Annotated in this window: 11 protein-coding genes; 1 reads left to right on the top strand and 10 read right to left on the bottom strand. The window is 54.6% G+C overall.

The window, feature by feature from the left end; translation table 11 throughout:
* Positions 1–19: 19 nt before the first annotated feature.
* The 10 genes from O1724_RS08260 to O1724_RS08215 all read right to left on the bottom strand — a co-directional run bounded on the left by O1724_RS08260 (position 20) and on the right by O1724_RS08215 (position 12936).
* Positions 20–1249 carry a winged helix-turn-helix domain-containing protein gene (locus O1724_RS08260; RefSeq protein WP_063401718.1) on the bottom strand — a complete coding sequence of 410 codons (1230 nt, stop codon included), beginning with the start codon at positions 1247–1249 and terminating at the stop codon, positions 20–22.
* Positions 1250–1292: 43 nt separating this feature from the next.
* Entirely contained in the window at positions 1293–2270 is a 978-nt protein-coding gene (gene lpxK / locus O1724_RS08255) for a tetraacyldisaccharide 4'-kinase (protein WP_126296714.1), read from the bottom strand.
* Complete coding sequence (msbA, locus tag O1724_RS08250; protein ID WP_003858227.1) at positions 2267–4015, bottom strand: lipid A ABC transporter ATP-binding protein/permease MsbA; 1749 nt, start codon at positions 4013–4015, stop codon at positions 2267–2269. The genes lpxK and msbA overlap by 4 nt, the downstream gene beginning before the upstream one ends.
* Positions 4016–4051: 36 nt before the next feature.
* The gene (locus O1724_RS08245; RefSeq protein ID WP_126296715.1) at positions 4052–6316 is read right to left on the bottom strand and encodes a ComEC family protein; all 2265 of its coding nucleotides are present in this window, start codon (positions 6314–6316) and stop codon (positions 4052–4054) included.
* A 212-nt stretch (positions 6317–6528) separates the two neighbouring features.
* Positions 6529–6816: an integration host factor subunit beta gene (gene ihfB / locus O1724_RS08240; RefSeq protein WP_003858233.1), complete on the bottom strand. Its 288-nt coding sequence runs from the start codon at positions 6814–6816 to the stop codon at positions 6529–6531.
* A 170-nt stretch (positions 6817–6986) separates the two neighbouring features.
* Positions 6987–8660 carry a 30S ribosomal protein S1 gene (gene rpsA, locus O1724_RS08235; protein ID WP_003858235.1) on the bottom strand — a complete coding sequence of 558 codons (1674 nt, stop codon included), beginning with the start codon at positions 8658–8660 and terminating at the stop codon, positions 6987–6989.
* Between the two features lie 111 nt (positions 8661–8771).
* The gene (gene cmk / locus O1724_RS08230; RefSeq protein WP_003858236.1) at positions 8772–9455 is read right to left on the bottom strand and encodes a (d)CMP kinase; all 684 of its coding nucleotides are present in this window, start codon (positions 9453–9455) and stop codon (positions 8772–8774) included.
* A gap of 185 nt (positions 9456–9640) precedes the next feature.
* Entirely contained in the window at positions 9641–10924 is a 1284-nt protein-coding gene (aroA, locus tag O1724_RS08225) for a 3-phosphoshikimate 1-carboxyvinyltransferase (RefSeq protein ID WP_126296716.1), read from the bottom strand.
* 68 nt (positions 10925–10992) lie between these two features.
* Complete coding sequence (serC, locus tag O1724_RS08220) at positions 10993–12081, bottom strand: 3-phosphoserine/phosphohydroxythreonine transaminase (RefSeq protein WP_023324406.1); 1089 nt, start codon at positions 12079–12081, stop codon at positions 10993–10995.
* Positions 12082–12243: 162 nt separating this feature from the next.
* Positions 12244–12936: a DUF421 domain-containing protein gene (locus tag O1724_RS08215; RefSeq protein WP_126296717.1), complete on the bottom strand. Its 693-nt coding sequence runs from the start codon at positions 12934–12936 to the stop codon at positions 12244–12246.
* A 127-nt stretch (positions 12937–13063) separates the two neighbouring features.
* On the opposite strand from O1724_RS08215, the gene ycaO reads away from it, so the two are divergent.
* The gene (ycaO, locus tag O1724_RS08210) at positions 13064–14824 is read left to right on the top strand and encodes a 30S ribosomal protein S12 methylthiotransferase accessory factor YcaO (RefSeq protein WP_414539061.1); all 1761 of its coding nucleotides are present in this window, start codon (positions 13064–13066) and stop codon (positions 14822–14824) included.
* The last annotated feature ends 17 nt before the right edge of the window (positions 14825–14841 follow it).

Genomic DNA, 14841 nt, shown 5'->3' with positions numbered 1-14841 from the left:
AGCTTATCATATTCCCTTTTCAGGGAGTGTCTGTTTCCCAGCCATCTCGACAGGTCGCAAACAGCTCCACAGGCACGCGACCGAGTACAATTTCATGCGCCCCCTGCCAGCGCGCAAATTCACTGAGCGCAGTCGTTAACCCTTTTTCCAGGCCAGCCGTCACCTTTATGCCCTCTTCCAGCCAGAGCGCGATAATTTCAAGCATGCCGGTTTTACGGTGCATTTTAGCGTCCATGCGCCCGACAAGCTGTCCTTTGTGCAGCAGCGGCAAAACAAAATAACCATACTGACGCCTGGGCGCCGGGGTGTAGCATTCCAGACGGTAGCTGAAATCAAACAGCTGTTCGGCCCGCTTTCTGTCCCAGACAACGGGGTCGAACGGCGACAGCACGGCACTGTGGGTCGCCTGGAGTTTGCCCTCCTGCGCCTGCGCCAGCAGAGGGAACAAATCCGCATGCAGCCACATTTCACCTAACGACTCTACCGAGACCGGCATGACGCGCTGTTCGCGCTGCCACGTTTCGAGCAGTGGTTTTAGCTGCGGCTGACGCAGACGATAATAATCCGCCAGCCACTGCGGGCGGAAGATGCCAAGGCTGCGGGCGCTGTTCCCGAGCATGATGGCTTCGGCTACGTCCTGAGACAGCAGGTCACGCGTATCGTCCCAGTGAGGCATAACGCGGTGCGTGAGGTCATAGACACGCTGAAAGTTGCGGCGCTCGACCACCATCACTTTGCCCGACGTAAACAGCCCTTCAAGATGGCGTTTGTGCGGTTTCCACTCCCACCATCCGCTGGCGCCTTTTCGCGGGTGTTCAAAATCCGCGGAGCGTACCGGACCGTTTTCCTGAATATGGGCAATCAGTTGTTCTATTTCATCCGCGTGTTCCACCATCCACTCCTGGCGGTATTTCCAGCCCATTTTGTCCGGGGCGAGCATGCGGTGACGCACCAGTGCAAAATCGCTGCGCGGGAGAAAACAGGCTTCATGCGCCCAGTATTCCATCAGTTCGCCCTGACTCAGCGCATTATCCAGCCACTGCGGAGGATAGTTTCCCAGGCGGCTAAACAGGACCAGATACGGGCTACGCGCCACGATGTTAATGGTGTCGATTTGCAGCAACGACATGCGTTGCACGGTAGAGAGGATATCAGCTGGCTGCGCGCGGCGGCGGGGCTTTTTCAGAAGCCCCTGGGCGGCAAGATGCAGGTTTCGTGCGGCTGCAAGTGAGAGTTGCGGTAGAGACATGCGTTTTCCTGTCAGTCAAAGCACCACCGGAACCGCGTAGAAGTTACTGCACTAACGCGAGCAGTTCCTTGAGCAAATGTTCCGGCTGTTCGCCGCTGAGTTCAGCGTCAACCGGCAGATACCACCAGTTTTCTTTCGCAAAGGCCCCGCATTTTACCGCGTCTTTTTCCGTCATGATCAGCGTCTGGCCCGGCGCTGCCAGCCTTTCAACCTCTTCGGCAACTAACGCCTGGTGATCGGCCAGCGGCAACCGTTTTTCCAGCCGCGCGCCGCACTGCTCCAGCGTTGCGAAGAAACGCGGCGGATGACCTATACCGGCCATCGCAACCAGATGTTCCAGTTGCGCGACGTCTTTACGCTCGCCGGTCAGCATATTTACGGCCTGTCCGGGACGAAGAAGCATCGGGATTTCGCCCGCTCTGGCTTCACCACCGTTCACAATCACGGCATCGACGGTTTTCAGGCGCGACGCACGCTCGCGCATTGGACCGGCTGGAAGCCACCAGCCGTTGCCAAAACGCCGAACGCCGTCAATGACCACGATCTCTTTATCACGCGCCAGCGCGTAATGCTGCAAACCATCATCGGTAATGATGATTTGTACATCATGCTCCGCAAGCAGTGCCTTCACGGCATCACTGCGCACCGGCGATACCGCAACCGGCGCGCCTGTACGCTGGTAAATCAGTACCGGCTCATCGCCGGCTTCAGCGGTTGTCGTAGCTGGGCTCAGCACCAGTGGATACTGCGCCGCTTTACCACCGTAACCGCGTGAGACAACTCCCGGGCGGATACCGCGCCTCTGGAGCTGCTCTGCCAGCCAGATCACCACCGGGGTTTTGCCGTTTCCACCCGCCGTCAGGTTGCCGACCACCACCACCGGTACCGGTGCGCGCCAGGCGCGCTTGATCCCGAGGCGGTAAAGCAGACGAATAGCACCGCTCACCAGGCCATACAGCCAGGAGAGCGGGAGAAGCAGCACCCACAGAGGGGATTCACCCGACCAGATGCGTGCAATCATTGACCGAACTGCATTTTATGAAGCTGCGCGTAAACACCACGCTGTTCCAGCAGGTCCGCATGGCTGCCGCGTTCAACGATCACGCCATCTTCCACCACCACGATTTCGTCAGCCTGTTCGATGGTCGACAGACGGTGCGCGATAACCAGCGAGGTACGGTTTTTCTGTAATTCATCCAGAGCAGACTGGATAGCGCGTTCAGATTCCGTATCCAGTGCGGACGTTGCTTCATCGAGGATCAGAATCGGGCTGTTGCGCAGCAGCGCACGGGCAATCGCGATACGCTGACGCTGACCACCAGAGAGCAGCACCCCGTTTTCGCCAATGATCGTATCCAGACCGTTATCCATTTTGTTAATGAAGTCCATCGCATAGGCCATACGCGCCGCATTCTCAATCTCTTCACGGCTGTACTCTTCGGTACGGGCATACGCAATGTTGTTCGCCACCGTATCGTTGAACAGATGCACGTTCTGCGAGACCAGCGCAACCTGGTTACGCAGCGACTGGAGGGTATATTCCCGCAGGTCGTGACCATCAAGCAGGATCTCGCCCTGGTCGATATCGTAGAAACGGGTAATCAGGCTGGCTATGGTCGACTTGCCCGAACCGGAACGACCAACCAGCGCGACGGTTTTACCCGCCGGGATGGACAGGCTGATATCACGCAGCGCCGGCACTTCACGGCCTGGATAGGTAAAGGTCACGTTACGGAATTCCAGGTCGCCTTTAGCGCGCTCGATCACGCGTGTACCTTCATCCTTTTCCTGTTCGGAATCGAGGATGCTGAACAGCGTCTGACAGGCTGCCATCCCGCGCTGGAACTGGGCGTTGACGTTAGTCAGCGATTTCAGCGGACGCATCAGCGCGATCATGGATGAGAACACCACGGTAATGGTACCCGCAGTCAGGGTTTCCATGACGCTCGGGAAGCTTGCGGCATACAGGACGAAGGCCAGGGCCAGAGAGGCAATCAGCTGAATGATCGGATCGGAAATCGACGAGGCCGATACCATTTTCATCCCTTGCAGACGCATTCTGTTGCTGACCTTGTCAAAGCGTTTGGTTTCGACTTCCTGACCGCCGAAGATCAACACTTCCTTATGGCCTTTCAGCATCTGCTCGGCGCTGGTAGTCACCTGCCCCATCGTATTCTGCATATTTTTACTGATGTTGCGAAAACGCTTTGATACCACGCGGATCGCGATGGAGACAATCGGCGCCAGCACAATAAGGATCAGCGACAGTTGCCAGCTGTAATAGAACATCATCGCGAACAGGCCGATGATGGATGCGCCTTCACGCACAACGGTAATCAGTGCGCTGGAAGAGGACGACGCAACCTGCTCTGAATCGTAGGTAATACGCGACAGCAGGGTACCGGTTGACTGCTTGTCAAAGAATGAGACCGGCATCCCCATCATATGGCTGAATAACCGACGGCGCATGGTCATCACCACTTTACCGGATACCCAGGAGATGCAGTAGCTGGATACATAGCTGGAGATTCCGCGTAAGATCATCAGCCCAATAACCACCAGCGGCATCCATAGCAGCACTGAACGATCCGTTTTACCGAAACCGTCATCCAGTAACGGTTTGAGAAGCGATAACATAAACGTATCGCTGGCTGCGTTGAGGATTAACGCTACGCCCGCCACGATCAAGCCTGCTTTGAAAGGAGCAATCATCGGCCAGAGCCGGCGGAACGTTTGCCACGTGGAGAGATCTTTGTCGTTATGCATTCAAAAAACCAGCATTTGTTGAAATAGCCGCATATTCTACCCGTTATCTACGGGCGCGCCAAACCACTGATGATACCAACGCGGTAAATAGTGTTCACGTAAGCGGCGAATTTGCCGACTTTGGTGCGAAAACGTCACAGATATCTGTCCGGACTGCGGAGTATCAAGCCAGAGATATCCCTCAGTTCGATAGCGCCTGACTACTTTGATGGAAGGGAAACGCCACGCGTTATAGCGGGCCATCGAGGCCAGCGAAACCTGTCCCTCCACGCGCTGTAGCAGCGGTGTTGAAGATGACGTGTTACTTCCATGATGCGGCACCTGAATCAGTGTAGACGCTAGTTGACGCCAGCGGTGGCTCAGCATTGCCAGTTCTGCCTGCCCTTCAATATCTCCGGTCAGTAAAACGCTTTGTTCGCCGTCATCGATTTTTACCACGCAGGAGCGGTTGTTACCTTTTGCCGAGGTATTTTCGGGTGGCCAGTGCACGGAGAACGTTAAACCCTGCCACTGCCATCGCTCTCCACGAAAGCAAGGAAGATGCCCGGCCCAGGATAAGGGGCTTCTGATCCACATTGCGGGCCAGGCAGCTTTTAGCGATGCCAGTCCCCCCGCGTGGTCGAGATGTTCATGGCTCAGAATCACCCCTTCCGGCCTCAGATGATGCCAGCGTAGCCAGGGGATAATCAGCTGCTGCCCGCTGTCCCCACCGGGCCATGCCAACCCAGTGTCATACAGAATGGCCTTCCCGTGACGCTCAATGACCATCGCCAGCCCCTGCCCTACATCCAGCATATGCAGGGACCAGCTGTCTGTTTTGGCCCTGTGCCAGAGGGGAAATGCCAGCACCACGCTGCCTGCCAGACAGACTGCGGGTACTGCGCTGAAGGCCCTGAATCGCCAGCCAATGATCAGCAGCCATGGCAGTAACGTCAGGTATTGCCAGCGTTCATCAACGTCCTGCCAGCCATTCGGTAAACGCATCAATAGCCAGAAAAGCCCTGCCAGAGATTTATCGGCAGCCAGCCAGACGATACTTTCCAGCGTCGCCATCGGAAACAGATGCAGAAACATGCCGAGCAGGATCAGCGGAACTGAGATAAACGTGACCAGAGGAACGGCAAACAGATTCGCCGCCAGCGAGGAGAGAGTGAAACCATGGAAAATCAGCACCTGAAGCGGCAACAGAAGCAGCAGCATACCGACCTGCAAATACAACAGCGTAACCAGCGGTCGCAGGCACCGGCCACGTTGCCAGAGCGGGAGAGGCAACCACTGATACCAAAAAATAAGCGCGGCGACCGCAAACGCTGATAGCGCCAGGCTTTGTGACAGGACCGCCAGTGGATCGAAAACCAAGATCGCCGCCACGCAGGTAAGCCATACCTGCCAGGGCGACCACTGGCGACCGCTCATTTTTAACACCGCCAGTACCACAAGCGCGATAACCGTGCGCAGCGCAGGCGGCTGTAAGCCTGTTAGCCATGCGTAAAACGCGGCAAAAATCAGCCCTGCCAGCAAGGGGATTTGCCAGATAATCCAGCGGCCCGGCAGGAAGAACTGGATGCCTCGCGCCAGAAACCAGATGACAGAAGCGGCCAGCGCAATATGCAATCCCGAGATTGCCATCAGATGCATCGTTCCGGTCTCACGCATCAGGTTTTTTATCTCCCGCGAGACCGACAGCCGCTCCCCCATTCCCAGCCCCAGTATCACGGGTCCCCACTGATATGCTGAAAGCGTACTCTGTAGTGATGTCAGGTACTGCGCACGCAGGCTACAGCCTTCGTCAACGAGCGCCGCATGGGTAAACCGTCCACTCAGCGTCTGATGTCGGGCAAAGGCATTTTTCTGTGAATCATAGCCGCCATCGTTGAGTTCTCCGTGTACCGCCCTGAGCCGCAGGGTCATTGCCCAGCGTTGACCCACGCAGACGTTTTGCGGCAGATAGTTGCCATACAGCGCCACGCCCATGGCAGCCCACACACGTTCTCCATTGAGGCTGACAATCCTTCCCTGATGCATCGTTGCGCCGTCCGTTGCGGTAATGACCACCTCGGCCTGCTGCGGAACTTTCGTTAAATGGTTCATCGGCCACACGCTTTCCTGAGCGGCCAGGATCCCCCAGCACATAAAAAGCAATGCGAGGCCTGAAAACCTGAGCCATTTTCTCTGCTGTACTGATAACGCAATTCCTGCGGCAATCAGCAACCAGACAATATGCAAATCTGGCAAAACGGGTAACCAATAGAGCGGGATTATGGCCAGAATGGCGCACATACTGATAACGTGGATCCCCATCTTCACCTCCATGTTTCAGGCGATTATGCGGCGGGACTGATGCGTCGTCAGACAGAAAAGGCGTGATTTACAGCGGACGCTGCAACGTTTTTTAGCGTTTACAGTAAAGAGAAAATTTAAATGCGGCGCGTATTCAGAAATGCAGGGGCGGGATACAAAAAAAGCACCCTAAGGTGCTTTCTTTAAACTCAGTTTAACCCTGATGATTAAACTCAGTTACCGTAAATATTGGCGCGATCGCGCAGTTCTTTACCCGGCTTAAAGTGCGGAACATACTTTCCTTCCAGCTCCACTTTATCGCCAGTCTTCGGGTTACGCCCGGTACGTGGTGCACGATAGTGCAGGGAAAAACTACCGAAACCGCGGATTTCAATGCGCTCGCCCTGGGCAAGAGTGGTAGCCATATGCTCCAGCATCTCTTTAACGGCATCTTCCACAGCCTTGGCAGGGATATGCGGTTGCTGACTGGCAAGTCTTTCAATCAATTCTGACTTGGTCATGATTCCTCCGGTTCCTTTCAAACCCATTAGCTGAACAGCTTATTAAACAAGGGCGGCCGTAGCCGCCCTTTGTTATTGATTACAGGACGAATCCTGCAATCTGTCAAGTCTGCTCTCCATCCTTCGCGCTGTAAATGCGTTACAGCTCAAATGATGGTGCGAACCTGAACTTACTCGCCTTTAGCTGCTTTGAAAGCTTCAGCCATTGCGTTGTTAGAGAAGTTTGCATCTTCCTGTTTGTTCACAGTTGCGATTGCATCTTTCTCATCAGCTTCGTCTTTAGCACGAACAGACAGGCTGATTGCACGGTTCTTACGGTCAACACCGGTGAACTTAGCTTCAACGTCGTCACCAACGCTCAGAACCAGAGTTGCATCTTCAACGCGGTCACGTGAAGCTTCGGAAGCGCGCAGGTAACCTTCAACGCCGTCAGCCAGTTCTACGGTTGCGCCTTTAGCGTCAACAGCAGTCACTTTACCGTTTACGATTGCGCCTTTCTTGTTCAGTGCAACCCAGTTGTTGAACGGATCTTCTGCAAGCTGTTTAACGCCCAGGGAGATACGCTCACGCTCTGCGTCAACTTGCAGAACAACTGCTGCGATTTCGTCGCCTTTTTTGTATTCACGAACTGCTTCTTCGCCTGCAACGTTCCAGGAGATGTCAGACAGGTGAACCAGGCCATCGATGCCGCCGTCCAGGCCGATGAAGATACCGAAGTCAGTGATAGACTTGATTTTACCTTCAACACGGTCACCCTTGTTGTGGGTTTCCGCGAACTGCTGCCATGGGTTGTTTTTGCACTGCTTCAGGCCCAGGGAGATACGACGACGTTCTTCGTCGATATCCAGAACCATCACTTCCACTACATCACCAACGTTAACAACTTTGGATGGGTGGATGTTTTTGTTGGTCCAGTCCATTTCGGAAACGTGCACCAGACCTTCAACGCCTTCTTCGATTTCAACGAAGCAGCCGTAGTCAGTCAGGTTGGTTACGCGACCAGTCAGTTTAGTACCTTCTGGGTAACGCTTAGCGATAGCTACCCATGGATCTTCGCCCAGCTGTTTCAGGCCGAGGGATACACGAGTACGCTCGCGGTCGAACTTCAGCACTTTAACAGTGATTTCGTCGCCCACGTTCACGATTTCGCTTGGGTGCTTAACGCGTTTCCACGCCATGTCGGTGATGTGCAGCAGGCCATCAACGCCGCCCAGGTCAACGAATGCGCCGTAGTCAGTGAGGTTCTTAACGATACCTTTGACTTCCATGCCTTCCTGCAGGTTTTCCAGCAGCTGATCGCGTTCTGCGCTGTTTTCGGATTCGATAACGGCACGACGGGAAACAACAACGTTGTTACGCTTCTGGTCCAGCTTGATTACTTTGAACTCAAGCTCTTTGCCTTCGAGGTGCAGGGTGTCACGGACTGGACGAACGTCTACCAGAGAACCTGGCAGGAACGCACGAATACCATTCAGCTCAACAGTGAAGCCACCTTTAACTTTGCCGTTGATAACACCGACCACAGTTTCAGCTTCTTCGTAAGCTTTTTCCAGCGTGATCCATGCTTCGTGACGTTTAGCTTTCTCACGAGACAGCAGGGTTTCGCCGAAGCCGTCTTCTACTGCGTCCAGAGCAACGTCAACTTCGTCACCTACCTGGATTTCCAGCTCGCCCTGGGCGTTTTTGAACTGCTCAGCCGGGATGGCAGACTCAGATTTCAGACCGGCGTCAACCAGTACAACGTCTTTGTCGATAGCAACAACAACGCCACGAACGATGGAACCCGGACGGGTTTCGATTTCTTTTAAGGATTCTTCAAACAGTTGAGCAAAAGATTCAGTCATGTTTAATCTTCAGGTTAATATTAACGTCCACCTGGCTCCGTGCCGGATGGGGTTGTTTCACATACCCGCCGTCAATCCATTGCAGCGGGGGTACTGCTAAATCGGTCGCGATTACGCGAGTGCCAGTTTTTGGCGCGCATATTGTAGCGCTTTTTCAATCACTTGCTCAATAGTTAAACTGGTTGAATCCAGCACTAATGCGTCTTGCGCGGGAACAAGTGGTGCGACGGCGCGGTTACGATCGCGGTCATCGCGCTCTTTTATCTCGGATAAAAGGCGATCAAAGTTAACACTAAACCCCTTTTCCTGCAACTGAAGCATGCGGCGATGGGCACGTTCTTCTGAAGAGGCGTCAAGGAAAATTTTCACTGGCGCATCAGGGAATACCACGGTTCCCATGTCGCGGCCGTCGGCGATCAGCCCCGGCGCTTCACGGAAACCGCGCTGGCGACGTAACAGCGCTTCACGAACGCGTGGGAAAGCCGCCACCTGAGAGGCCGCATTGGCCACTTCCTGGGTACGGATTTCACCGCTGACATCTTCCCCTTCCAGGATCACTTCAAGGTTGCCATCGGTCGAGACAAAGCGCACATCCAGATGCGCAGCCAGCGGTACCAGCGCTTCTTCAGACGCAACATCCACATGATGATGCAGCGCAGCCAGCGCCAGCACGCGATAGATTGCTCCCGAATCTAAAAGATGCCATTGCAATGCTTCCGCCATCGCTTTGCACAGAGTACCTTTCCCTGCGCCACTTGGCCCATCAATGGTGATTACCGGGGCAATTGCCGTCATCTTTTTCTCCTTAATTAAGGCATACCGTTTACATGAACGCCGCGCATTATACGCGCCAACGTGCGCAACTGTTACCTTTGCGTGCAAATTACGGAATGATTGAAGCAGAGTGTAGAAGAAATGAAAGAGGATGAGTGTCAGAAAGCGTAAGGAAATGCCGCATCAGGTGATGCGGCATACGATCATCAGGCCAGGGTGCTAATGCGCGTCAGCTGTTCGAAGTAGTCCGGGAACGTTTTTGCCGTACACTTCGGATCAAGGATAGTGACTGGCGTATCTGACAACGCCACCAGCGAGAAACACATCGCCATGCGGTGATCGTTGTAGGTGCCAATTTCTGCAAATTGCAGTTTTGCCGGCGGCGTGACGCGAATGTAGTCTTCGCCCTCTTCTACCTCGGCCCCCACTTTACGCAGCTCGGTTGCCATCGCGAACAGGCGGTCCGTCTCTTTCACACGCCAGTTGTAAATGTTTCGCAGCGTGGTGGTGCCTTTCGCAAACAGCGCAGCGGTAGCAATGGTCATCGCCGCATCCGGAATATGGTTCATATCCATATCAATGGCGTTCAGCTCACCGTGGGTACAGGAGATGAAGTCATCGCCCCAGGTCACCACCGCGCCCATTTTTTCCAGTACGTCAGCAAAACGGATATCGCCCTGCACGCTGTTGCGGCCAATGCCCGTCACTTTTACCGTACCGCCTTTAATCGCACCTGCGGCAAGGAAATAGGAGGCGGAGGAAGCATCGCCTTCAACCAGGTAGTGGCCCGGGGACTGATACTGCTGCGCTCCGCGCACCACGAAGCGCTGATAAGACTGGTTTTCCACCTCAACACCAAAGGTGTTCATCAGGTGCAGGGTGATATCAATGTACGGCTTAGAAACCAGGTCGCCTTTAATGCTGATAACGGTGTCCTGTGGTGCCAGCGGTGCGGTCATCAGCAGCGCAGTCAGGAACTGACTGGAAACGCTACCGTCAACCTCAACATTGCCGCCAGTGAATCCCCCGCGCAGACGCAGGGGCGGGTAATTTTCCTGCTCAAGATAATCAATCTGCGCGCCGCCCTGGCGCAGGGCATCCACCAGATGGCCGATCGGACGCTCTTTCATTCGCGGCTCACCGGTCAGCACAATATCGTTACTCCCCAGACACAGCGCAGCGGCCAGAGGACGCATCGCGGTACCGGCGTTACCCAGGAAAAGCTCCAGCGCTTCAGCAGAATGTAACGTGCCGCCGTTACCAGTGACTTCACAACGGGTACGATCGTCAGACAGCGCGTACTGAACGCCCAACGCTTTCAGTGCATTGAGCATATGGCGCACGTCATCGCTGTCCAGCAGATTAGTGAGGACGGTGGTGCCGTTTGCCAGAGCTGCCAGCAGCAGAGCGCGGTTCGAGACACTTTTTGAACCAGGCAGATTAATGGTGCCATCTACCCGCGCGATAGGTTGTAACGTCAGGGATTCCATGAAACTCAACTCTCAACTCAACATAATAAAAACCCCGCAGGAACGCTGCGGGGGTGAAAAACAGCCAATTAACCGTGACGACGTTCGAAGTCGATCATGAAATCAGTCAGGGCTTTAACGCCTTCCAGCGGCATGGCGTTATAGATAGAGGCGCGCATCCCGCCTACCACACGGTGGCCTTTCAGCGCATGCAGACCCGCCGCGAAGGACTCTTCCAGGAACACGTTATCCAGGTTGCTGTCCGCCAGCTGGAACGGCACGTTCATGCGCGAACGGTTAGTTTTGGCGACATCGTTACGGTAGAAATCGCTCTTGTCGATCACGCCGTACAGCAGTTCAGCCTTTTGCTGATTGATCTTATCCATCTGCGCCACACCGCCTTTTTGCTTCAGCCATTTGAAGACCAGGCCGGAGAGATACCAGGCAAACGTTGGTGGGGTGTTGAACATGGAATCGTTGTCGTTCAGGACGGTGTAATCCAGAATTGACGGGCAAGACTTATGGGCTTTCCCCAGCAGGTCTTCACGCACGATAACGATTGTCAGGCCCGCAGGACCGATGTTTTTCTGGGCACCCGCGTAGATGACGCCGTAGCGGCTGACATCCAGCGGGGTGGACAGAATGGTTGAAGAGAGGTCCGCCGTCACAATGACATTTTCGCCAAAGTCTGGCTCTTCGTGAATGGCAATACCGTCGATGGTTTCGTTCGGGCAGTAGTGAAGATACGCGGCGTTGTCAGAAAGCTGCCACTCACTCATCGGCTTCACGGCGCGCAGACCGTCAACGGTCACTTTGGCATCGATGACATTCGGCGTGCAATATTTATGCGCTTCTTTTACCGCACTGGCCGCCCAGTAGCCCGCATCAACGTAATCAGCGGTGGTTTTGTCGCCCAGCAGATTGAGCGGGATACCCGCAAACTGGCCGCGTCCACCGCCGTGACAGAACAATACTTTGTAGTTCGAGGGAATGTTCAGCAGATCGCGAAAATCCTTTTCTGCCTCTTCCGCCACCTTAATAAACGCTTTACCCCGGTGGCTGACTTCCATCACCGACGTACCCAGACCGTTCCAGTCACACAGCTCCTGTTGAGCCTGTTTGAGCACATCTGTCGGTAACATTGCCGGACCTGAACTGAAATTAAAGACTTGAGCCATTTCCCCTCACCACGCTAAAAGCCATAAGTTATAACTGTGGATATCGGTTTTATCATTCAGTGACACGCGCCGCAATGTCTAAAACTGATGGCCGAAGAAATGTGTCACTCGTCACACAATACAATCTGCCGTACCGTTGTCACAAAACCGACAAAATCGCTGTCAGGTGATGCGTTTAGCCCGGCTAACCTTCGTCCATTCTGGATTCGTACAGCGGGGGCATAATTGATGATCGCCCGCCTGCATGACCACCACATGACTACATTTTATGCAGGCATACTCCCCCGCTTCAGGTACAGTTTTGTATCGCTCGATGAGCATATCCGGCAGGATGCACAGACCGGGCTTCACCTCATCGTCGGGATAGTAATAAACGCTGATTTGACCATTCGTTTCCATAATCGCCAGACGCACCTGCCCCAGTTGCTCAACACTGCTCAGACGGAGTTCCATAAAGAACTCAAACTCCGTCATATTGGCGCTTTGCACATTCTCCCAGGCCAGTTGACCATCTTCGACAATCACCACCGGCTTCCCTTCGAGCAGATCTTCAAGTTTCTCACTTTTCGACATCAGCCACATGACCAGCCGGTACAGCAGTGCAAGCGTCACAAAGACGATAAAGACCGGCACCATCGGCACATCGTCATAAAAGGCAACGTCCCCTGCCGCCGACCCCAGCGTCAGGATAATCAGTACTTCAAACAGCGACATCTGCCGCACGCCGCGACGTCCGGTGATTTTCAGAAACAGGAAGACGAGTACAAAGGTGTAAAGGCTACGCAACGCCACTTCGCCTATAAACTCAGGCGGGACTTTATCAAACGCCATCCGCTGGAGATCAAATGCTTTCATTTTTCTATGCCTTAACAGTAGGTTACTGCTTATAAGCATAGCCCAGCCATTTATTTTCGCCGGAGATAGCACCCGTCACGCAAAACCCGTATCATTGCGCGCTTTACGTACGATAAAAGTGAACGCCATGACTCAAACGTTTATCCCCGGCAAAGACGCCGCTCTGGAAGATTCCATCGCTCGCTTCCAGCAGAAACTGACCGACCTAGGCTTTAATATCGAAGAAGCCTCCTGGCTGAATCCGGTGCCTCACGTCTGGTCCGTGCATATTCGCGACAAAGACTGTGCGCTGTGCTTTACCAACGGTAAAGGCGCGACCAAAAAAGCGGCGCTGGCCTCTGCGCTGGGTGAGTATTTTGAGCGTCTGTCCACCAACTACTTCTTCGCCGACTTCTGGCTGGGCGAAACTATCGCCAACGGTCCGTTCGTTCACTACCCGAACGAAAAATGGTTCCCGCTGACCGAAAACGATGAACTGGCGGAAGGCATTCTCGATGCCCGCCTGCGCGCGTTCTACGATCCGGAAAACGAGCTGACCGGCAGCATGCTGATCGACCTGCAATCCGGCAATGAGGATCGTGGGATCTGCACCCTGCCGTTCATCCGTCAGTCTGACGAGCAGACCGTTTATATCCCGATGAACATCGTCGGCAACCTGTATGTGTCCAACGGCATGTCTGCCGGTAATACCCGCAACGAAGCGCGCGTGCAGGGGTTGTCTGAAGTTTTCGAGCGTCACATCAAAAACCGCATTATTGCTGAATCCATCAGCCTGCCGGAGATCCCGGCTGACGTGCTGGCGCGCTACCCGGGCGTGGTGGAATCCATCGCCAAACTGGAAGCAGAAGGTTTCCCAATCTTTGCTTATGACGGCTCTCTGGGCGGCAAATATCCGGTTATCTGCGTAGTGCTGTTCAACCCGGCCAACGGCACCTGCTTCGCCTCCTTCGGCGCGCACCCTGACTTCGGCGTGGCGCTGGAGCGTACCGTGACCGAACTGCTGCAAGGTCGTAGCCTGAAAGATCTCGACGTGTTTACGCCGCCGACCTTTGATGACGAAGAGGTCGCCGAGCACACCAACCTCGAAACGCACTTCATCGACTCCAGCGGTTTGATCTCCTGGGATATGTTCAAACAGGACGCGGACTATCCGTTCGTGGACTGGAGCTTTGCCGGTACGACGGAAGAAGAGTTCGCCACCCTGATGGCGATCTTCCACGCGGAAGATCAGGAAGTCTACATTGCCGACTATGAACATCTCGGCGTTTACGCGTGCCGTATTATTGTGCCAGGTATGTCGGACATTTATCCGGCAGAAGATCTGTGGCTGGCAAACAACAGCATGGGCGCGCATCTGCGTGAAACCCTGCTGGCCCTGCCAGGCAGCGAGTGGGATAAAGAAGATTATCTGAACCTGATCGCCCAGCTGGACGAAGAAGGACACGATGATTTCACCCGCGTACGCGAACTGCTGGGTCTGGCGACCGGAAAAGATAACGGCTGGTACACCCTGCGCATCGGCGAGCTGAAAGCGATGCTGGCGCTGGCGGGCGGCGATCTGGATCAGGCTTTGGCCTGGACCGAGTGGACGATGGAGTTTAACCAGTCCGTCTTCTCCGCCGAGCGCACTAATTATTACCGTTGCCTGCAAACGCTGCTCCTGCTTTCTCAGGAAGACGACCGCGAGCCATTGCAGTATCTGAACGCCTTTGTGCGTATGTACGGTGCGGATGCCGTTGAAGCTGCCAGCGCGGCGCTGAGCGGTGAAGAACCATTCTACGGCCTGCAAGCGGTTGACAGCGATCTGCAAGCCTTCCCGGCGCATCAGTCACTGCTGAATGCGTATGAAAAATTGCAGAAGGCAAAAGCCGCTTACTGGTCAAAATAAGCGCATATAACATTAAT

Source organism: Enterobacter cloacae complex sp. HYC074_NIDB (assembly GCF_056673345.1).
Note: the sequence above shows the minus strand (reverse complement) of the source record. Positions and strands in the feature narration are given on the sequence as shown.